General features: G+C 61.4%; 20 protein-coding genes and 1 pseudogene. 2 read left to right on the top strand and 19 right to left on the bottom strand.

All coding sequences use genetic code 11. The features are described 5' to 3' along the window. Nucleotides 1-21 precede the first annotated feature (21 nt). The 8 genes from CJ179_RS47125 to CJ179_RS47095 all read right to left on the bottom strand — a co-directional run bounded on the left by CJ179_RS47125 (nucleotide 22) and on the right by CJ179_RS47095 (nucleotide 5,580). Nucleotides 22-810: an HpcH/HpaI aldolase/citrate lyase family protein gene (locus CJ179_RS47125; RefSeq protein ID WP_095866061.1), complete on the bottom strand. Its 789-nt coding sequence runs from the start codon at nucleotides 808-810 to the stop codon at nucleotides 22-24. Beyond that, nucleotides 807-1,577: an HpcH/HpaI aldolase/citrate lyase family protein gene (locus CJ179_RS47120; RefSeq protein ID WP_179377924.1), complete on the bottom strand. Its 771-nt coding sequence runs from the start codon at nucleotides 1,575-1,577 to the stop codon at nucleotides 807-809. Before CJ179_RS47120 ends, CJ179_RS47125 begins: the two co-directional genes overlap by 4 nt. Before the next feature lie 19 nt (nucleotides 1,578-1,596). After that, nucleotides 1,597-2,412 (bottom strand): phytanoyl-CoA dioxygenase family protein, encoded by an 816-nt coding sequence (locus CJ179_RS47115; RefSeq protein WP_095866059.1) that lies wholly within the window; start codon nucleotides 2,410-2,412, stop codon nucleotides 1,597-1,599. Between the two features lie 18 nt (nucleotides 2,413-2,430). Next, nucleotides 2,431-2,817: a VOC family protein gene (locus CJ179_RS47110; protein ID WP_179377923.1), complete on the bottom strand. Its 387-nt coding sequence runs from the start codon at nucleotides 2,815-2,817 to the stop codon at nucleotides 2,431-2,433. A gap of 264 nt (nucleotides 2,818-3,081) precedes the next feature. Further along, on the bottom strand, nucleotides 3,082-3,237 hold the full coding sequence (locus CJ179_RS51920; RefSeq protein ID WP_179377922.1) for a hypothetical protein: 156 nt from the start codon (nucleotides 3,235-3,237) through the stop codon (nucleotides 3,082-3,084). Between the two features lie 2 nt (nucleotides 3,238-3,239). Continuing rightward, a complete protein-coding gene (locus tag CJ179_RS47105; protein ID WP_095866057.1) occupies nucleotides 3,240-4,439 on the bottom strand; it encodes an NAD(P)/FAD-dependent oxidoreductase in 1,200 nt (399 codons plus the stop codon). Continuing rightward, a complete protein-coding gene (locus CJ179_RS47100; protein ID WP_095866056.1) occupies nucleotides 4,439-4,630 on the bottom strand; it encodes a ferredoxin in 192 nt (63 codons plus the stop codon). The genes CJ179_RS47105 and CJ179_RS47100 overlap by 1 nt, the downstream gene beginning before the upstream one ends. Before the next feature lie 77 nt (nucleotides 4,631-4,707). After that, entirely contained in the window at nucleotides 4,708-5,580 is an 873-nt protein-coding gene (locus CJ179_RS47095; protein WP_218834937.1) for a cytochrome P450, read from the bottom strand. A gap of 6 nt (nucleotides 5,581-5,586) precedes the next feature. Here CJ179_RS47095 and CJ179_RS52405 point away from each other — a divergent pair, with 6 nt between their 5' ends. Further along, a complete protein-coding gene (locus CJ179_RS52405) occupies nucleotides 5,587-6,072 on the top strand; it encodes a hypothetical protein (RefSeq protein ID WP_218834936.1) in 486 nt (161 codons plus the stop codon). A 99-nt stretch (nucleotides 6,073-6,171) separates the two neighbouring features. Here the strand turns inward: CJ179_RS52405 and CJ179_RS47090 are convergent, their stop codons facing one another. The 7 genes and pseudogenes from CJ179_RS47090 to CJ179_RS47055 form a co-directional block, all read right to left on the bottom strand. Next, entirely contained in the window at nucleotides 6,172-6,903 is a 732-nt protein-coding gene (locus CJ179_RS47090; RefSeq protein ID WP_095866054.1) for an ABC transporter ATP-binding protein, read from the bottom strand. After that, a complete protein-coding gene (locus CJ179_RS47085; protein WP_257016289.1) occupies nucleotides 6,872-8,629 on the bottom strand; it encodes an ATP-binding cassette domain-containing protein in 1,758 nt (585 codons plus the stop codon). Before CJ179_RS47085 ends, CJ179_RS47090 begins: the two co-directional genes overlap by 32 nt. Nucleotides 8,630-8,646: 17 nt before the next feature. After that, nucleotides 8,647-9,537: a branched-chain amino acid ABC transporter permease gene (locus CJ179_RS47080; protein WP_095866052.1), complete on the bottom strand. Its 891-nt coding sequence runs from the start codon at nucleotides 9,535-9,537 to the stop codon at nucleotides 8,647-8,649. Between the two features lie 27 nt (nucleotides 9,538-9,564). After that, nucleotides 9,565-10,785: an ABC transporter substrate-binding protein gene (locus tag CJ179_RS47075; RefSeq protein ID WP_095866051.1), complete on the bottom strand. Its 1,221-nt coding sequence runs from the start codon at nucleotides 10,783-10,785 to the stop codon at nucleotides 9,565-9,567. Between the two features lie 256 nt (nucleotides 10,786-11,041). Beyond that, nucleotides 11,042-11,394: pseudogene (locus tag CJ179_RS54310) on the bottom strand (aldo/keto reductase). A 178-nt stretch (nucleotides 11,395-11,572) separates the two neighbouring features. Next, entirely contained in the window at nucleotides 11,573-12,301 is a 729-nt protein-coding gene (locus CJ179_RS47060) for an HpcH/HpaI aldolase/citrate lyase family protein (protein ID WP_257016288.1), read from the bottom strand. Nucleotides 12,302-12,404: 103 nt separating this feature from the next. Beyond that, nucleotides 12,405-14,105, bottom strand: coding sequence for a helix-turn-helix domain-containing protein (locus tag CJ179_RS47055; protein WP_143549062.1), 1,701 nt, complete (start codon nucleotides 14,103-14,105; stop codon nucleotides 12,405-12,407). 159 nt (nucleotides 14,106-14,264) lie between these two features. Between CJ179_RS47055 and CJ179_RS47050 the strand changes: the two genes are divergently transcribed. Further along, nucleotides 14,265-15,476, top strand: a complete 1,212-nt coding sequence (locus tag CJ179_RS47050) for an FAD-dependent monooxygenase (protein WP_095866046.1) — start codon at nucleotides 14,265-14,267, stop codon at nucleotides 15,474-15,476. Between the two features lie 198 nt (nucleotides 15,477-15,674). Here CJ179_RS47050 and CJ179_RS47045 read toward each other — a convergent pair whose 3' ends face one another. From CJ179_RS47045 to CJ179_RS47030, 4 genes are read right to left on the bottom strand one after another with little or no spacing between them, the layout of a single operon-like run. Further along, nucleotides 15,675-16,877, bottom strand: coding sequence for a cytochrome P450 (locus CJ179_RS47045; RefSeq protein ID WP_095866045.1), 1,203 nt, complete (start codon nucleotides 16,875-16,877; stop codon nucleotides 15,675-15,677). Between the two features lie 7 nt (nucleotides 16,878-16,884). After that, a complete protein-coding gene (locus CJ179_RS47040; protein WP_095866044.1) occupies nucleotides 16,885-17,106 on the bottom strand; it encodes a ferredoxin in 222 nt (73 codons plus the stop codon). A 52-nt stretch (nucleotides 17,107-17,158) separates the two neighbouring features. Next, a complete protein-coding gene (gene lpdA, locus CJ179_RS47035; RefSeq protein WP_095866043.1) occupies nucleotides 17,159-18,541 on the bottom strand; it encodes a dihydrolipoyl dehydrogenase in 1,383 nt (460 codons plus the stop codon). Nucleotides 18,542-18,584: 43 nt separating this feature from the next. Then, entirely contained in the window at nucleotides 18,585-19,913 is a 1,329-nt protein-coding gene (locus tag CJ179_RS47030) for a dihydrolipoamide acetyltransferase family protein (protein ID WP_095866042.1), read from the bottom strand. Nucleotide 19,914 lies beyond the last annotated feature (1 nt).

The raw sequence follows: 19,914 nt of genomic DNA, 5'->3' as shown, positions 1-19,914 counted from the left end.
TGGGGCCGGTGTCTTCGGGACTCACGCGTCAGCCTCGGCGGATTCGAGTTCGTTCGCGATGTTCCGCACCTTGGTGATCCCGTCGATCAAGAACAAGGAATCCAGGCTGACGAACAGGAGCTGACAGCCGCGTGCCGCGTACTTCGCAGTCGCTTCGGGTGACCAGGCCTGCGCAGCCATGACAAGTCCGGCACCCACGGTCACATCGATCACGTGATCCACGTGCGCGGTCACTTCTGGATGTGTGGGACCGATCTGAGCCCGGCCGAGTTCGACAGCAAGATCCCATGTTCCGACCATGATGCCGTCGATCCCGGGGACCTTGACTATCTCCTCGATGTTCGAGACGCCCTCTTTGTCCTCGACCATGATGAAGACCAGTGCTTCCTCGGCAGCCGCGTAATATTCATCCCATTTCCGCACACCGTATCCGGCACCTCGGACGACAGGGGCCGCTCCGCGGCAACCGACGGGTGCGTACCGCGCTGCTGCCACTGCGGCGCGAGCCTCGTCCGCGGACCGAACGTGGGGAATGAAGATTCCCTCGGTTCCCGTGTTGAGAGCGCGATTGATGGCACCCGGGATGTTCTCCACCACGCGAATGCAGCTCGACATCTGTGCCGCATCGGCCGCGCGGACCATGTTCTCGATGGCGGCGCCGTAGTTGTCTCCGGCCACCTCTTCGCAATCGAGTACCATCATGTCGAACCCGGCGGCACCGACGAGGTCCACCCACACGGGCTCGGCCAGCATCCCGTAGCACGAGTAGACGACCTCTCCGGCCTTGAGCTTCCTGCGCAGGTTGTTCATACTGTAACCGCACCTTTCAAGACATTGAGCGCGTTTGTCATCGCCTGGAGAGCAACGCTTGTATCACTCTCCACGACAACAAGATTGCAACCGACGGACTTCCATTGCTTGGCGCCACGTTCGTCTCGGACCACTGCACCGCACGTCGCTCCGTGGCGGCCGGCCAGCTCGGCTGCGGCGACCGCATCCGGGATGACCGATGGGGTTGCCGAGTCGTCGTCCGCCTCGCGGGCCAGAGTGGCAATGTCGAGGACGATCCCATCGATGCCGGGTGTCTTCACGATTGCTTCGGCGTTGAGAACCGCACTCCTGCTGCTGAGCAGGCACAGCACCATGCGCTGGTGGGTCGATTCGTGTTGATACTCGTCCCAGTCCCGCGTGCCGTAACCGGCAGCCCTGACGACGGGCGCTGCGCCACGAACGCCGACAGGTGGGTAGCGCGACGCATCAGCCACGGCTCGAGCGTCTTCCGGAGTCGAGATGTGCGGAACGATCACCCCGGCCACACCGTCGTTCAGTGCGCGGTTGATGCAACCGGGCGTCGATTCGGGAAGGCGGACGAAAACCGGGGTGCTCGTTGCGCCAGCTGCCCGGATCATCGAGGCCATCTCGTGCGAGTACGGGCTGACCGGCCCATGTTGTGCGTCTACGACCAGAGCGCCGAAACCGATGCTCGAGGCGATCTCGACCGCGATCGGGCTTCCAGAGGTGATCGAGAGCGCACAGGTGAAACTCTGTCCGGTGATTTCTTTCAGTGGAATCGTCATAGTTGTCCCTCGTGGTGTGTCAGTTGGAGTAGCTGATGTGAGGTACATGCGGCGAATCCGCGAACAGTTCTCCTGGTGTGAGGTTGAAGGCGTCGAAATGTCGGTGCGGTGCTCCGGTGTACACGACATCAGTTGGCATATAACGCAGCGTGTACGCAGCCCGAGGACCAGGAGTCAGGTTCTGGCTGGCGCCGTGCACGGTGAGGTCGTAGTGCACGGTGGCGTCGCCGGCGTTGAGCGCTGTTCCACCTTCGAATCCGTACTTCTCTTCCAGATGTGTGTAGGTGTTCCTGATGTCATCGCCGGGAGCCCGACTGAACCTGCCAAGGGGACCTTCGTGATGCGAGCCAGGCATGAACTGCAGAGTGCCCATGTCTGGTGTCAGGTCGGTGAGTGCGATCCAGATCGTGAACGCTCCCTGCCGATCGAACGGCCAAAACGGGTAGTCCTGGTGAAATGGCGTCGGGCCGCCCTCATTTCCGGGCTTGGTGAACGTCATGTCGTGGATGAACAGACCCTCCTGGCGATCCAGGAGCTGGAGGGCCAGGGTGGACAGTCGAGGCATGAGGGCGAGGTCCCGGAACCAATCGTCGGTCCATGCCATGCCGTCGTGACTGCGCAGAACCTTGGCGTACTCGTCCGAGGTCATCCACTTCTCGGTTTCCGACGGTTGTACCGGAGCCGCGTACTTGTCGACCTGCTGGCGGATCGTTTCGACTGCCTCGGCCGACAGCAGTCCGGGCAGTCGTGCCCAGCTGTGGGTGCGCAGGTGGTCGAGGGTGCCCTCGGGCACCGCGTACAGATCGTTCAGTTCCGAGATCACGGGTTCATTCATGATATATTAATCCATTCGTCAATTGTAGATGCAGAATTCGATCATGTTGCCGTCCGGATCCGCCACGAAGTATTGCCACCGGGCGGCCGGTGAATCCTGCAGTTCGTATCCCTGAACGCCGTTTTTCTCGAGGTGCTCCAGAAAAACGGCGGGCTCGACAGAAATGGTCACAGCGAAATGCGGTTCGTTCGGTCGCAGTGCGCGGCTGGCGCCGGGCGTGGAACCGCCGGTCGTGAGATGTATCGGCGTTCCTGACATTTCCAACCAGACGCCGTCGAAACCGAAATCCGGGCGGGGGGTTTGGTTGAATCCCAAGACGTCGCAATAGAACTTTCGTGATGCCTCCGGATCGCCGACAGATACGCTCACGTGATCGAAAGACATTCCCCAGGGCGATGTACTCATGAAAATATGATGCCGTCGCCCTCTCCCGATATCCATGTTGGAATCAACAACCTGGTGCGATTACGTTCGACTTTGCCACAACGTAGACCCTTACCTGTGCGAGACGCCAATCACAGGTGCGAGCATCAGTGACCTGCTCCACTCGCACGACCATGGCATGCCGGCGGCGAAGTGGACGCCGCCGAACAGGGGCCGCGAGACGACGAAAACCCACCAGCGAAAGCCGCTGGTGGGTGCGCAGGTGGGCAACGTCGGGCTCTCAGTTCAGCTGTGGACTTCGTAGGAATCGGTGACGACATGGTCCCGGGGGACGTCGTAGCCATGATCGTCGACGGTATGGGCGCGTGCCGCCTGATACAGCAACTCGATCGTCTTTCCCTCGGATAAGCCGCCGCAAGCCGGGCAGATCACCTCGAACACAGCTAACTCTCCCAAACCTTGTTCTGCGCCAGTAATTCTCGGCGATACTTACTCACTTCGCGGGGCGCGTTCCAGCCGAGGACTCCGGTCAGGGTCCCATCCTTGTGGAACAGGCTGATCGTCGAATCCTCGTGAGATCCGGACTCCAACACCTCCTCGACGGCTCCTTCGGGTATGTGCCCGGCCACCTGGATGCGAACGTCGTACTGATCCGTCCAGAAGAACGGGACAGGAACGTAAGAACGCTTCTTACCCAGGATCGCGGACGCGACGAACTGGGCCTGTTCTGTCGCGTTCGTGCGATGTTCTGTTCGGATGTGCTTCTCGTGCCGAACGTCCCACCAGCGGGCGACATCGCCTGCCGCCCAGACGCCAGGCACCGCCTGGCAACTGGAGTCGCACACGACACCGTTGTCGATGTCGACGCCGCTACCGTCCAACCATTCGGTCACCGGAATCGACCCGATGGCGACCAGGACCTCGTCTGCCTCGATGGTCTCACCGTCGCTCAGGTCCACCGTCCAGACGTTCGAATTTGCGATCCTGGCATCTTCGACCGCCACGCCGAGACGCAAATCAATTCCGTTGGTGCCGTGTAAAGCGAGCAGGCGATTGGAAGTCGTTATGCCGAGGCGGCTCGACAGGGGGAACAGGGCCGTCTCCACGACAGTCACGTGCGCACCCAATCTCACGGCAGTGCCGGCCGCTTCGAGTCCGAGGAACCCGGCACCGACTATGAGCAGGCGCTTGCCGGCTCGGAGGCAGTCCTTGAGACGGCGCGCGTCGGAGATGGTCCGGAGGACGTGGGGTGTCCCCGTGGAAACAGCCGGTAACGGCCGCGGCCGCACCCCCGTGGCGATCACTGCCGCCTCGTAGGGGTACTCCAGCCCGGTGTCGTCCACCACCAGGCCGCGCTTGATGTCCATAGCCGCCACCCTGGTCGACAACCGTATATCGGTGTTCAGATCGGTCAGCTGATCCGAGCTGGCCAGGGCGAGCTTCTCCGGTTCCCACGCGCCGGTCAGAAATTTCTTGGACAGCGGGGGACGGTCGTATGGGGCATGCGCCTCCTCGCCGAGCAGCGTCACCTTGCCCTCGTAACCGTCCCGTCGCAGCTTCGTCACCGTGGCCAGACCGGCGGCGGATGCGCCGATCACCACCACCGATTCGGGGGGCGTGTGTGGAAGATCTACGGAGGTCATCAGTCGCGGACTTCGATGACTGCCGACGGGCAGGCGTCTGCCGCGTCTTCGGTTTGTTCCCGGAGGTCTTCCGGGGGATTGCGGTCGAGTACGATGACAATTCCTTCGTCATCTTGATCGAAGACGTCTGGTGCTTCCAGGACACAGGCACCGCAGGCGGTGCATTTATCGATTTCTACGGCAACATACATGATTCACCTGTTTCCTTGCTGATCTCATGAACGACTGGATGGGTGGCTTGGCTGATTGATCCAGTCATGGCGGTGTTTCAGGACAGTGATACAGGTATCTCGACGGGTCCACGAATCATCGAATTGCGACCGTAGTCCACATTGTTGACTTCCCATTCCGGGATCTCATCGAGAAGTCTGTTGAGAACGGTTGCCACCTCGAGTCGTGCCAAGTTCAAGCCCATGCAGGTGTGCGGGCCGGTTCCGAATCCCAGATGCGCTTTGGCCGCACGGTGGATATCCAGGACGCCCGGGTTTTCCCACCGTTCGGGGTCCCGGTTGGCCGCGCCCTGCATTGCCATGAGGGTGGTGCCTTTTGGGAGAACTTCACCACCGATTTCGGCATCTGCCTTGAGGAATCGGATACTCCAGGTCTTGACGCTGGTCCAACGGTGGATCTCTTCGATGGCCTGAGGGATGAGACTGCGATCTCTACGCAACTCGTCGCGCTGCTCGGGGTGTGCCGCCAAGGCCACGAGCGACAGGCCCATGAGCTTGGATGTCGTTTCGTTGCCGGCGAAGACCAACTGGGTGTTCGCGGAGATGGTCTCTGCTAAGGTGACTGGGACCTCGGTATGAACAATCCTGCTGACGAGATCGTCGCCGGGATGCTTCTTTCGATCTTCGACGATGGTCCCGACGAAGCGGTTCATCTCACCGGTGGCCTCGAGTCCCGTGGCCACCAACTCGCGTGCGCGCGGTGACGGATCGTCGCGGCCTTCCATGATCCCGCCCATCTGATCGGTCCACGCGATGAATTCGGGCACCCTTTCCTTCGGCAAGTTCATCAGTGTTGCGATCACGATGGTCGGGATGCTCCGCGTGAAAGCCGCGACCGCATCCACGACCTCGCCGGATCGGACGCGCTCGATGAGGTCGGCGGTCGCGGTGGCGACGATCTGGCCGATCATCTCCTGGTGCTCGGCCACCGTCTTACGCCGCAGGTCGCGCGCCCAGATGCTCTTGAAATCGGAGTGGCGCTTGCCCTCCATACCGGCGAACGGCGGTCCGCCGAACAACGTCTCGATGTTGGCGACATCCGCGGCGAACAGGTCACCCTGCCCCATTGCGCGCGCACAGTCGCGATAGCTGGTGAGGATGAAGTGGCCGGCGGTCTCGTGGCGGACCATTCGCCCGGTGCCCCGGATCGCCTCGATCACCGGATAGGGGTCATTGGTGAACGATGGATCATAGAAATCGAAATCGACGGTCGGTACGTCTACGGCGACGTTGTTCATTGTTTTCTGTTCCTTCTCTCAATTCGAATAACCGTGCGTGGCACCCGCGCGGCAGTGTTGTCCGTAAGTGGATTCCCCTATGTGTTGCTCGAGCTGTTCGAGATCTGGCGAGGGGTATGCAACAACACCTCGAGTTCTCGTGAGACGTGCGTCACCCCACTGTAGGAGTAGCGGCATCGGCCCAGGTATGCCTGTTGGCACAATCTGCGTCCGAGATGTTGGTGGACATCACAACGCTGACGCCGGGTCGGGTCGGATAACCGGTCAGTTGTTCAAATAGGCCGCAGCGACTTTTTCTTTGTCGAGCTCGTCCGCACGTCCGTCGAACACGATGCGACCACGTGCCAGGACGTACGCCCGCTCCGAGACACCGAGTGCCAGCGCAGCGCTCTGCTCCGACAGGAGGATTCCACAGGACGCCAGCGTGCCTTCGCGGCTGCGCAGGAGCTCGTAGATCTCCTCGATGACAATCGGCGCCAGTCCCATGCTCGGCTCGTCGAGCAGCAACAGATCGGGTCGGGACACGATGGCCCGGCCGATCGCCAGCATCTGCTGTTCCCCTCCGCTGAGCAGGCCTGCATGTTGAGCGCGTCGCTCATAGAGCTTGGGGAAGTATGAAAACACCTCGTCGAGTCGGCCGGGCACCGCGCGGCGTTCGTTCCGTTGTGACGCGTGCGCCGCCAGGAGCAGGTTGTCGGCCACGGTCAGCGGACCGATGATTCGGCGCCCCTCCATGGCGTGTGCGACCCCACGGCGCGCGACACGATACCGCGCTCCGTCCAGAAGGGATTCGCCCTGAAGCAGTACTGATCCGTTTCGCTCTCCGCCGGTGCCGCTGATGGCGCGAAGCAAGCTCGACTTGCCGGCCCCGTTCGCTCCCAGTAGGGCCACCACCTCACCGTGGCCAACGGTCAAGCTGACACCGTCGACAGCTCTGACATGTCCGTACGTGACGGACAGATTGTCAAGCGCGAGTAACGCGTCCGATGTATGCATCGATTACTGCCTCCTCCTTGATAACATCGGCGGCCGGTCCGATTGCCAAGACCTGACCGAAATTGAGGACAACCAGCCGGTCGCAGTGCTTTGTCATGGAACCCACGTCGTGTTCCACGACAACCACACTCGTTCCCTCTGCGCGAATCGATTGAACGAGGTCGAAGATCTCATCGCGTTCGGTTGGTGACATTCCCGCCGTTGGTTCATCGAGGAGCAGGACCTCAGGCTGCGCGACCAACGCCCGGGCGATCTCGACCTTGCGCTTGAGTCCGTAGGGCAGAAAATTAACGTCGAGATCGGCGACATCGGTGATACCCACGCGGGCCATCGCCCGTTCGACGGCATCGTCCGACCTGCCGCTTGCCGCGACAGTCGGCCGCAATACACCCAGACCGAGGCGTGTCAGCAGGTCCCCGTCGGCATCTCCCCGATAGGCACCGATTCGAACATTGGCCGCCACCGAAGCGCCGTCGATCAGGCGAATGTTCTGGAATGTACGGGACAGCCCCGCGCGCATGACGAGACTCGGCTTTCCCCACAACTCATCGAGATCCGCCGCCAGCAGCGTTCCATGTCCGGAGTCGGGTATGTAGACACCCGACAGCAGATTGAGCACTGTCGTCTTGCCGGAACCGTTCGGTCCAATTATTCCCAGTATCTCGCCTCGCTTCACGGCGAAGTCGACACCGCGCACCGCTTTGACCCCTCCGAAGCTCTTGGCCAGTCCTGAGACACTGAGTATCGGTGGACCTTTGGAATCTGGTGTGGGCAGATCCGATGGCGACACCGTGGGGATTTCAGGGTGTGATCGGGTCTCGAACCTCGCCAAGGCCTCATCATCGACCGAATCGGACCAGCGGCTTGTCACCAGACCGAGCCGCCGGGCCATGTCGACTACTCCGTTTTTGACAAGGAGATACAGGCCCGATGGAACAAATGCGACGATGATGACGATCAACGCCCCGTTGATGAGGTGCCGATACTCTTGCAGGTCCCTCAGGCCTTCAGCCAGGCCGAAGAGGAGGGCGCCGCCGACAATGGGGCCGGCTACCACCGTGATTCCGCCGACCACCGTTGCCGCGAGAATGTCGCTGAGCAGATCGAACGAGAATGCCGAGGGTTCGACGAATCCGGTCACGTGCACTTGCATCCCGCCCGCGAGACCGGCGAGCGAACCTGACCCGACGAACAGGGCGAACCGGTACTTGCCGGTGCTGATCCCTTGATGTGCCGCCATCAGTGAGTCCTCGCGGATGGCAGTCATGGCTCTACCGTGGCGGGTGTTGGCCACCAATGCCAGGATGCCGAATGCGGCCACGAGGATCACAATGATGTGTAGATCGGTCAGTGACCGATCGACCCCGACGATTCCGGTCGGCCCGCCGGTGAATTCCAGATTCCGGAGAGTGACTCGGATCATCTCGCTGAACCCCACTGTGGCGATCGCCAGATACACGCCGTTCAATCTGGCCAGCACCACACCCAGGACCCCTCCGAACACAGCACCCATGATCACGGCTGAAATGAGAGACAGCAGTAGCGGAAAATCCAGGTCCTTGGAGACAAGAGCCGATGTGTAGGCGCCGATCGCCATGAAACCGATTTGCGGCACAGCGAAATATCCGGCATTGAAGAGTATGTAGATGCTCGCTCCCACGAGTATCAACACCAGTGAATCGCGGATCAAGAAGTCGTACGCACCAAAGTTCGAAAAAAAGTTCATGATCACCCTTCAGTTCTTCATGCCCGATTGACAACTTTGGCTGACTGAAATATTCCGTCCGGCCTGAGGACGAGAAACACCAGCATCAATCCGAAGACCACCACGTCGCGATAAGACGACGAGATGTAACCGGTTGTGATTGCGGAGACCAGGCCGACGATCAGGCCGCCGATCAACGCCCCAGAGACGCTCCCGATGCCACCGATCACCAAGATGGCCATTGCGATGACGAGGTAGTTGTGACCGAGATTCGCGTCGACGATGTTGAACGCCGCCGCCACCAACGTGGCGCCGATTCCCGCGAGTGCTCCGGACAGGAAGAACACGGAAACGCTCACTCGCTCTACGTTTGTGCCGAGTACACCCGCAGCTTCCCGATCTGTCGCAACTGCATTGACTTCACGACCGAACTGCGTCGATCCCAGCAGCCAACGGAGGGCGAAGAACATGACGGCGACAGTGCCCAGCATCAACATTTGCATGCTCGAGACCGTGAGCGGTCCGATGGTCAGGTTGTAGGTGGGGACGAGGCCGAAGGGCAGGCGCACCACTTTCTTGTCGAGGAACAGGATCGCCAGTTCGGTCAGGACGATGCCCGCCCCGAGGCTCGAGACGAAGATGTACATGTCCGCGTTCTTACGGCCTTGGAGATGTCGAATGGCGAAGTAGTACGTCAGGGTGTTGAGTAAGCCGCCGAACAGGGCGACTACCGGCATCGCGATGAATACGGGCCACCCGTAACTCTCGGTGAGCTCCCAGGCGAACACCGCTCCCCATGTGAAGATGGCGGCATGTGCAACATGAAAAACTTTCATGTTGGCGAAAACCATACTGAAACCCAGTGCATACAATGCGAAGACCGCGCCGAGAGCAAGTCCGTTGATGATCTGCTGTAGAAGAAAACTCATCTCAGTTCCCAGTTCTATGAGTGTTCGTCACTTGACCACATCGGATGTTCCATCGCTGGCGAACTCCACTGCTGCACCTGCAAAGCTCGCCGTGCCGTTCTCGCGTAGTTGCCACTCCGGATAGATACCGTGTTGAGCGATGATGTCGGTTTTTGCCACCTCGGGCATGTACTCGGACAGTGTCTTGCCGTCGAGGGGATCTCCGTTCTCGGTCGCCAGTGACGCAGCCGCGGCGATCAGCCACGCGGCTTGGTACCCGGATGCTGCGAAAGAGTTGGGGGTTTCGCCATATTTTGCGGTAAAGCTCTTCTCGAAGTCTCCCTCGGGATCGGCGGCCCAGTAGACGGCGTATTCCGACCCGGTTGCCGCAGGGCCCGCAGTCTGGAAGACCTGCTTCTGCCAGGACGTCACCCCTGCGAAGAGAACGTCATCGAAGCCACCTGACTGGGCCATCTGGGTGATCAGGTTGCCGGCGGTTTCCGAGAGAGACGAGATGAGAACCAAGTTGGGCCGGCTCGCCCTGATCTTGGTGACAACCGGCGCAAAGTCGCTGTCTGAAGCGGAGATCGACACTTGATCGGCGATCTGACCGCCCGCTTCTTCGTAACCGGTCTTGAACGATGTGGCGAGAGACTTGAATGCGGGGTTGTCGCCATCAGTGACGACGACCGCACGGTTGGTTTGCTGCTGACCGCCGAGACGCATGCCGAAATTGGTATCGGGGGTGCTGCCGTCGTTGAGAACGTAGACCCCGCGGACCGCTTCGGCGTCCTTGCTGCCGACTGTCGAACTGAAGAGCATGACGTCGTCGGATTCGACATAGGGCTGGAGCGCCATCCGGATGGGCGTAGAACTCGGGCTGACGAACACTGATATGTCTTCGTTCCTGAACTGACTGTATTGTGTTACAGCAGACGGGACTTCGGAACCGACGTCTTTCGTGTTCACAACCAGTTCGACGTCACCCAGTACGCCGCTGGCATTGACGGCTTCGACGCCCATGTCGAGACCGTTGCGATAGGGGAGGCCGTACGGTCCGGCGTCAGCTCCGGTCAGGTGGGCAAGGTGGCCGACAACCAATTCGTTCTCGTTGGCCGCGCTTCTCGATCCGCACGCCACGAGAAGCATCAACGCGAGCAGTACCGAGAAGATCCCGAGGATCTGCTTCCTGCGAGATCTCCTGCCGACGTTGACGTTTGAATGCCCGGCCGATCGACGCCGGCTCCATCCTGGTGTGATCTGGTTCATACCGAAGATGTTCTACCATTCGGCCCGGCAAGAACATGTGCTGAAACATAAGTGGATGGGGACTTTCTGTGGGTCCGCCAATGTGTCGCTCAACAGTCGACCGGAAAGCGGCCCGCTGTGCGAGATCGTTGGTCTCGCATCGCAGGGACCGTGGGTCGGGGCACAACCCAGTTGATCGCGACCTGAGACACCGAACATCGTCGGTCGTCCGCGATGTCGGTGACCACATCGAGGATCCGGAACAAGTCCTCATCGTTCACCGGCACAGTGTTGCCGAAGCCGCGCGACCTTCGCCGTCCAGGGCGCATATCGTTTCCTCCAGGGGCCTCGCCGGGTCGATCTCGTGGAGGTGAAGGATGTCGATGTGGTCGATTGCCAAGCGATACCGGGGTGCCTCACACGCCTCTATGACACGGTGGCGCGACAGACCACCGTCGTTGGGTCCAGAGCCCATCGGGTATCTGAGTTTTGTCGATACGAGTGTTTCGTTTCGCCGGTCGCTTTTCCCGATATCTCCTCGGACAACCCAGCAGAGTAGAAGTCCGCAGTGTCAAACAGATTGGCGCCGGTGTCGAGGGCTCTGTGAACGAGATCGGTGGCTGCCTTCACGCCCTGTGCTCCGAATTTCCCGAAGTAGGAATCGCTGCCCCGAACATCATCGTGCCGAAACCGAGCGCCGAGACCTGCAGGCCGGACGACCCTAAGAAGTTCATCTTCAACGTAGTGGTGAATCTCCGTTCGAATAAAGATCAGGTCGTCGGGAAGAGGGTGTCTGAGTAGGGCGCGGTCAAGAGGGATCGGCAAGCCCGGCGGCCAGGTCGCGGCAGTCTTGGATCTGGCGTTCGATCGCTGCCCGGAAGGTGTGAAAATCGGTGCCGCAGCAGATGACCCGGTGGCCTTTCGCCAACGCCACCTCGATTTCGGGCAGACTACCGGGGACCGGGATGACGGGTATCGAGCGCTTCTTCGCGGCCTGCTCGATCTCGGCTATCGCAGCTGTGACCTCGGTCGGGATGCTCGCAGGCCCGTATTGCAGTTTGTAGCCCATGGAGCGCGCAAGATCGATGTGCCCGGGCATGATCGCGTCGATGTCGCCGACATCGAGGATGCTGTCGAGGTTGGCCAGAGCGTCGACGTGCTCGATCTGGATGATGCAGGCAACGTCGTCGTCGGCGACGTCGGCGTAGTCGGCTCCGCGGAACATCAGGTTCCTGACGGCACCGATGCTGCGTCGGCCGCGTGGTGGATATTTGCACTGGTCGATGGCGCGTTTGGCGTCGTCGGGGGTGTTGACCAGCGGCACGACAACTCCATGGGCGCCCAAGTCCAGTATCCAGCCGATCTGGTCTGGCCTCCCGGGGAGGACCCTGGCCAACGGACTGCATGTGGTTCCGACACAACTGCCGATGACCGCTTCTATTCTTCGCACATCAAACGGCGAATGCTGCAGGTCGACAACAAGAAACTCGTATCCGGAACGTGAGAGCAGAGCACACGTCAGGGCGCTGTCGAGCATCGCGAAGGTGCCGAACGTGAGGGACTGACGGGAGAGCGCTGCTCTGAAGCCGCTTTGTTGCATTGTTGAGGTCATGGGGGGTTTGATGCTCCTTGCTCTATGTTCACGCGTGATGTGATTCGTCTACTTCGAGAACGTCCTGTATGAGGAGTGCGAGGCTGAAATCCAGCAGGTGCTCGGTGTTCTCCAGCGACCGGTTCGTCAACGTCGAGATTCGATCGAGTCTGTTGGCAACGGTGTTCTGGTGGACTGAGAGTTTCCGTGCGGTCATCAGTGAACTGCGATTGTGCAGCAGGTAAGTCCGCAGGGTCGGGAGTAATGAGTCACTGGCCCTGTTGGATGGATCGGTGAGCGGGGCCAGGAGGGACTGGCTGAATCTCACGGTGTCCTCGGAGACGTTCGACAGCAGCAGTCCCAGTGTGCCGGTGTCGTTGAGTCGCATCAGTTTGCCGTTGATGTGTCGGCTCTGCCGAATCTTCAGGACCGCCGTTGCCATCCGATAGCTGGAGGCGAGATCGTCCGGCGCGGATGTCAGAGGACCGAGAACCGAGGAAACGGTTGTGGTGGTGATCTTTTGGTTCACCACCGAATGCAGGAAACTCGACGCGCGCTCCAAGTCGGCGTCTTCTGGCAAGAGCGCCACGGCGACGTCCCCACGGTACGACGCGATCGGGTGAATATGCGTTCCATCGGCGGCCGTTCGTACGATCTCCGCCACCCGCCGCGCGATCTTCGGCACGGGCTGATCACTGCGGAACACCATCACCGCGTTGGGCAGGTCGAGTCGGAATCCGAGCCGCAGCGCCCGGTCGTTCAGTTCGTCGGCGTCTACGAGATGATTGCTGGTGAGAATCTCGGTCAGGAGTTCCGTGGCATGTCGATTTCCGATCTCGTCGGCGACTTGCAGCCGCTGCCGTTCGAGTGCGACGACGAGACCAACTGATTCGAGTGCGCGCCGCGCCTGCGAATCCAATTTTTGATCGGCCTCGATGGACCCGAAGTGTTCGCCGGCCACGGAGATGGCGACTCGCTTGTCGGATTCCCGGCAGTTCGAATCGATTTCGAGTAGCAATCCCAATGATTTAGAGGCTGATTGCAGGATGTCATCAACCGAGCCGCCCTCCAGGACGAGCTCCATCAGGTCTTGATGCAACCGGCGGTCCCGCCGGAGTTCCTGGACCGCCTGGGTCATGCGCTCGACTGCTTGGGTCTGTTCGTTACGCAGCTGGAAGGACTCCATCGCTAGAGCGGCGTGGTCGGCCAGCATCTCCGTGAGTTCGCGTTGAGCGGGCGTCAACAGCCCGACGGTGTCGTTGTAGCAAGCGAGGACGCCCAGGGTGCTCTTGCTCGTCACCAGTGGCGCCGCGAACATGGACTGGAAGCCCTCCTCCTCGGCGGACTCACGCCAGGGGGCGAAGCTGCTGTTGGTGCGGATGTCCGCGACGGAGAGCGATCGGCGTCCCCGGTATGCGCGACTGGACGGTGACCCGGCGACGAGCGCGAGGTCGGGGTCGGGGTCGATCTCGATCGGGGTCTGGTTGTTCACCTGCTCGACGTAGTCCGGAGACAGCCCCGCAGCGCCCACCAGCCTCAAGGCATTGGCGCCCTTGTCGCCGATGAGCACAGCCACTCGGTCGACGCCGATGAGACGCTGACACGAGCGAGCGATGAGATCACCGACTCCGCGCTCCGAGTCGTTTTCGTTGACAGCGCGGGTGATGGAGGCGAGGGCGTCCACCCATTGCCGGTAGGACGCACCGCCGACCAAGTACGCCGGGGGTGTGTGAAGACCGGTCGTGTCCACCAACGGTCTCCTCCTTCCAACTAAGACGCCGACTCGAGGCGTATGACGAGTGTCACATCTGATGTGATGTGCATCAATGTGTCATATCACAGCGAAACTACTCTTCTCGGTGTTCTGTCCCATTGCCTGCCCTGATCCGAGTGCCCGATGCTTTGAGACATGACCACAATTGTTGAACCGACTCAGCGCTCGAGTGAACCCGTTCGGCGCTCTGGAAGGGCCGTCATCGTGGGCGGCTCCCTGGGCGGGCTTCACGCAGCAGCTGTGCTCCAGTCGGAGGGTTGGGAGGTGGACGTCTTCGAACGATCTCCGCAGCTCCTCGACGGCGCCGGCGCCGGGATCGTTGCCCACAGCACCCTGCTGCGCATCCTTGTCGAACACAACGGTGTCGACGTCGACGCCATCAGCTGCACCCCGACCAAAGTCCGGACCTACTCGCCGACCGGCGAGTCCGTCACGGCTCCGAAGCGGAACTATCGACTCACCAGCTGGACCACGATCTACCGTGAACTTCTCAAACTGGTCACGCTCGATAACTACCACCTGGCCCACAACCTGGCGTCGATCGAGCAGACCACGGACGGCGTGACGGTGGGATTCGAGTCAGGCCTGGCCGTCGAGGCCGATCTCGTCGTGTGTGCCGACGGCATCTCGTCCACGGCCCGCAACATTCTGGGGGTTCCGGTCGAGACGACCTATTCCGGCTACGTCGGCTGGCGGGGTGTGGTCGACCCGGACCTGCTCGACCGCGACGTTGTCGATGCGCTGTTCGATTCGATCTCGTTCGGGAGCACCGGGAACAGCCACATCGTCGCCTATCCGATCCCGTTCGCAGGTGCCCATGGACGGCGGGCGCTGAACTACGTCTGGTATCGGCCGGTCCCGGAAGGCGTCGAACTGGATGCGCTGATGACCGACAGCGCCGGTCAGCGACGTCCGTTCTCACTGCACGACGTGGATCAGCGCTACGTCGACGAGATGCGCGCGGCAGCCAATGACTTCTCGAAACCGCTCGCGCAGATGGTGAGCCGGACACCGAATCCGTTTCTGCAAGTGATCGTGGACCAGACCGCCTCGCAGATGGTTGGCGGGCGGGTCGCGATCCTCGGCGACGCGGCAAGTGTCGCGCGGCCACACGCGGCCGCCGGAACGGCCAAAGCTGCTGAGAACGGCTGGCAGCTGGCAGCGAGCCTCCGGGACAACCCGAGTGACATAGCACAGGCGCTGTCGACGTGGGAGCGCTCTCAGATTGATCTCGGCGAGACCCTGATCGCCCGGTCGCGTGAGCTGGGGACCGCTGCCCAGTGCCAGGCGGTCTGGTCGACCGAAGACCCGGCCGCCAACTTCGGGTTGTACGGAGCCGGCAGGTGAGATCTGCGCCATGCGCACGTTTCCTCGAGTCGCGGAATCGTCGAGGTCTCATAGGGCAAAGGCGAGAATTTGCTCGTCGGTGTATGTGAGTTGAGGGTGGTACTCATTCAGATGTTCGCGCACGAGTTCCAAAAATTCGGCCTCGCCGGACATCTGAATGGCTTCACCACACGGGCACACGAGTCGATGCATGCCGACTCAGGCAACCTGCGTCGAACCGGCAAGCTCAATCGACAGACCCACGATGCCCTCGACATGGCCGCACGACCATTCGATGTCCTCGCTAGCTGCGAGAGAGAAGTCAGGGAACCGCTCCAAGAGCGCCTCGACTGCGACGGTCAGTTCCAGGCGCAACAGATGCATTCCCAGGCAGCGGTGTATACCCGAACCCAACGCCAGATGCCTGTTGGGGAAACGGTCGGGCAGGAAGGTATCCGGATCGTCGAACTCGCGAGGATCCCGGTTGGCGGCGGGGTGACAAAAATGCACTACCTGCCCCGGAGTCATTGTCACGCCTGCGATCTCTACGGTGTTTTGCACTATCCTCGCAGGCTTTCCGGGGGCATAGAACCGCAGACTCTCCTCGATGGCGGTCGGGATCAGATCCCGGTCGGCGGTCAGCCTCTTGCGCAGAGGTTCGTCTTTGGCGAGATGCCAGACGATATTTGCCAGTAGCAGTCCGGTGTTGTCCAGTCCACCGATCAGCAGGATCGAGAAGAAGTCCATCAGCTCCGTATCGGTCAGCGAGTCGCCGTCGAGTTGAGCGTGAACCAGATTGGACATGATCTGCCCGTCGGGATTGGTGCGCTTCTCGGCGATGAGGTCGTCGAAATAGGGCTTCATGGTGCTGAGGATCCGTTGGGATTCCTCTGGATGAAGATGGCTGTCGGCCATCGCATCAACCCACGACCGGTAGATCACTCCGTCTGCGGCCGGAACGCCGAGCATGAGTGCTGTGACCGCTGCGGGTAGACGGGTGGCCAGCGCCGCCCGCACGTCGATCCTGTTTTTTCCTTCGAACTCGTCCAGCAGGCCATGGACAACGTCATGAACTTGCTGCTCGAGCGTACGGACGTGCTGCGGGGAGAAGGCGGCGGAGGCGAGGCTCCGATACCGCTCGTGCTGCGGGGGGTCGTTCTCCGCAAGCATCAGTCGCTGCTCAGTGGCCGTGCCGTACAGGGGAAAAGACGACTGCCTACTCGAGAAGTTCTCGACATCGCGGTGGATGGCCTGGCTTTCCGCGCGGCCAACGACCACCCAGAAGCCGCCTAGTTCTTCACTCCAGCCGATGGGAGTGTTGTTCTCGAATGCCTCGTCGCGTAGTTGTTCGTAGAACTGTCGGGGGGTCCCATCTTCGCCGAGGGGCAGCTTGGTGTGATCGTAATGAGTGAAAAGGCTCATCGGATTCTTACTCCGTTCCTCGTTGCGGATTGTCACGCCAGATGAGTGCCTGTTCCGGGCACGCGCGCTCGACTGAGACGAGTCGGTCGCGCAGATCGGGGTCCGATGCCTCTACCGAATCGGAGATCCGCGCCCTCCCGTCGTCGTCGAATGGCTCGAAGATGTCCGGCTCCAACGCGTAGCAGCGGCCATGGCCGGTGCAGAGCTCCAGATCCACGTCGAGATGCATATTTGCTCCTGACTGTTTGTTGCTCAATTATTTCGCTGTTGCTCGAACGACTTCACGCGTGGCTGTGGAGTGGCTTCCCGGCGAGAGCAAGGAAAGCTTCCCCCAGCGCCTCGTTCTGAGTCGGATGGGCGTGGATCAGCGGCGCGACGTCGTCCGCCTCGGCTTGCCAGTTGTAAATCAGCTGGGCCTCACCGATGAGTTCACCGACCCGCGCTCCGACCATGTGGATGCCCACGACCGGCCCCGGCTCGCCCGCAGGCCCGGCTTTGATGAGCTTGACTGCGCCGGCGGTCCCGAGGATCTGCGACTTGCCATTGCCGTTCAAGTCGTAGGTCTCGCAATGGACCGTCCCGAACTTGCTCCGGGCATCTGCCTCGGACAGACCTACCGAGGCGGCTTCCGGTTCGCAATAGGCGACCCGAGGAATACCTGATTGGTCGATGGGCCGTGGCGTGCGCCCGGCGATCTCTTCGGCCACGAAGATGCCCTCCTGAAAACCGCGGTGCGCCAACTGCGGTCCGGCGACGATGTCACCGACGGCATACACACCGTCCAGATTGGTGCGTAGCCGTTCGTCTGTGGAGACGAGCTGTCGCTGCATCGCGAGGCCGGCTTCCTCGTATCCGTGGCCGGACGTGTTGGGAGCTCGCCCGACCGCGACCAACAGGAGGTCGGCTTCGAGTGCGTCCCCCGACTCCAACGTGAGCACAACACGATCTGCCTCCGCGCGTGCCTCCGTGAGCTTTGTCGAAGTCCTGACGTCGATCTGACGACGACGGTACGCCCGCTGGATTTGTTTGGATGTGAACTCGTCTTCGCTGGAAAGGAGGCGGGAGAAGGCCTCGACGACGGTGACGTGCGATCCGAAAGAATTCCAGACGCTGGCGAACTCCACACCGATCACTCCGCCCCCGAGCACCACCACCCGCTCGGGTACCTCATCGAGGGCGAGCGCCTGGTCCGAGGTGACGATACGGCCCCCGATCTCGATCCCGGGCAGTGTCCGCGGGATCGAACCGGTGGCCAGCACGACATTGCGACCGATGTAGCGGTCGCCGTCGACCTGTACCGACGTCGGACCGACGAATGTGCCGGTACCGCTGACCAGCATGACCTTTCGGGACTTGACGAGCCCCTGCAGGCCCTTGTGCAGCTTGTCGACAACACCGTCCTTGTAGGTGTTGACTCCGGTCATGTCGATGCCCGCGAGGTGGGTCAGGACTCCGAACCGGGCGCCGGACCGGCTTGTCTCAGCAATTTCCGCGGCGTGTAGTAGTGCTTTGGTGGGTATGCAGCCGCGGTGAAGGCAGGTTCCACCGAGCTTGTCCTTCTCGATGAGAACGACCGACAGCCCCAATTCCGCTGCGCGCAAAGCGCATGCGTAGCCGCCGGAGCCGCCGCCGAGGATGACCAGATCAGCGGTGTGGTCGGTCATGGAAACCTACTTTCGTCATACATGTGTCGGTAGAATGCTGCGCTCAGTTCACGAGGGCGAGCGCGGGCCGCCTGAGCAGGCGGGCCACGTGGGCCAACACCTCGCTGCCGAGCTGTCCATCGACGAGCCGGTGGTCGAACGAGAGTGACAAGGTGCAGAGGTCACGAAGCACGATCTCCCCGTTGTGTTCCCACGGTCGCTTGACAATCTGGCCGACACAGAGGATTCCGGCCTCACCGGGATTGAGGATGGGGGTCGCACCGTCGACGCCGAAGACCCCGATGTTCGTGACTGTGAAGGTGCCCTGCGCCATGTCCGCGGGCTGGGTCCGGCCTTCGCGCGCATCAGCGATCAATCGGCCGAGGCTCTCGCACAGTTCGAGGGTACCGAGGCTCTGTGCGGCTTTTATGTTCGGCACGAGCAGTCCGCGCGGCGTGGCCGCCGCGATCCCGAGATTGACGTCGCGGTACTGCACTATCTCTCCGGCATCGGCATCCCACTTCGCGTTGATCTCGGGATGATGACGCAAGGCCGACAACGTGGCTCGAAGTATCAGCACCAGCGGGGTCAATTTGACACCGGCGTAAGTCCGGTCGGCCCGCATCTGCTCGAGTAGCTCCAGTGACTCCGTCACATCGACCGTTACCCACTCGGTCACGTGCGGAGCAGAAAACGCCGACGACATCATGGCCTGCGCGGTGGCCCTTCGCACCCCCTTGATCGGGATCCGCTTCTCGGCCGGTTCTGCTGCGGTCAGCACTGATTTCGACTGGTTTGCTTCGAGATCTCGGTGGGTGATGCGGCCACCTTCACCGGTCGGGGACACCGTGGCGAGATCGATGGCAAGGTCCTTGGCCCGCCGCCGGACCGGGGGCGAAGCATACGCACGCGGCGAACCGCCGGTCGGCGGCGACGGGACAGACGGAGCCTGATACCCGGGCTTGCGGGGACGACGCGCGACTTTCGCCCGGCTCGGGCCATAGCCGACGAGAACCGGTTGACGTACGTCGTCCTCGTCCTGGTTCCCGTCGACGAGGTCGTCACGCGGTGCGTCCACGGACTCGCTAGGAGGGGGTGTCACCGGCGGAGACGTGGCGTTATCGGATGGACCCGTGACAGTGCTTCCTGCCACTTCACCGAAACTGACGATGGGCGACCCGACCCCCACGGTGTCACCCTCTGCCGCATGCAATTCGGCGATGACCCCTGCGTAGGGCGAAGGAAGTTCGACGAGAGACTTGGCCGTCTCGACTTCGACCAGGGGATCGTTGATCGCCACGACGTCGCCCAGCTTGATGTGCCAGGTGACGATTTCCGCTTCGGTTAGTCCTTCGCCGACGTCAGGCATCGCGAATTGGTTGGTGGGGGCCATT

The organism is Rhodococcus sp. ACS1 (assembly GCF_002300155.1).
In the GTDB taxonomy this organism is placed as follows: Bacteria; Actinomycetota; Actinomycetes; order Mycobacteriales; family Mycobacteriaceae; genus Rhodococcus_F; species Rhodococcus_F koreensis.
The sequence above is the reverse complement of the archived record's forward strand: the minus strand, read 5'-3'. Positions and strand labels throughout refer to the sequence as shown.